The 515-nt window shown below is 45.6% G+C and carries 1 protein-coding gene and 1 pseudogene; one reads left to right on the top strand and one right to left on the bottom strand.

Annotated features, from left to right (window positions below):
* Positions 1–175 (top strand): iron chelate uptake ABC transporter family permease subunit (locus R7E78_RS30620; RefSeq protein WP_318059209.1); only part of this gene is annotated, 175 nt, incomplete at its 5' end.
* A gap of 80 nt (positions 176–255) precedes the next feature.
* On the opposite strand, the pseudogene R7E78_RS30625 reads toward R7E78_RS30620, so the two are convergent.
* A pseudogene (locus R7E78_RS30625) lies at positions 256–515 on the bottom strand (mechanosensitive ion channel family protein); the annotation flags it as partial.

Here is a 515-nt window from a genome sequence, read left to right on the forward strand (position 1 = left end):
AAAGGTCAAAGAACAAGTATTCGTTGGCAGTTTAATTGGTGCAACGCTTATGGTTTGGGCGGATTGGTTAGGGCAAATCGCCATTTACCCGAGCCAAATTGCAGCAGGTACGTTAGTCGCGATTATCGGTAGTACCTACTTCTTGTTTCTGATGCTCAAAAGCAAGTTCCGATAGCTTGGCGTAAAGATAAGCGAAAAAAGAAACCCGCTCTTTGGGAGTTTACTCCGAAGCAGCGGGTTTCTTTTTAATGCGAGTTAGTTGAAGGCAGCGTCGTTCGATTCATCATTCGAAGCAGGAAAACGCTGCTCGTAAAGCTCCATAAAGTCCTGACGAATCAAATGTTCTAAATGGTTCGCCTTATCTGTCGGGCAGAAGATCATCACATGCACAATCTGCTCACCATTAATATGACTTGAAATGTGGATGTGCGGCTCTGCGCCCGGCAGATCAACGCCGGCATGCTTCTCGATCATGGCATTGTAACGATGTGCCACATCACTAAAGTAACTGCAAT

The organism is Vibrio sp. YT-19(2023), from assembly GCF_033337395.1.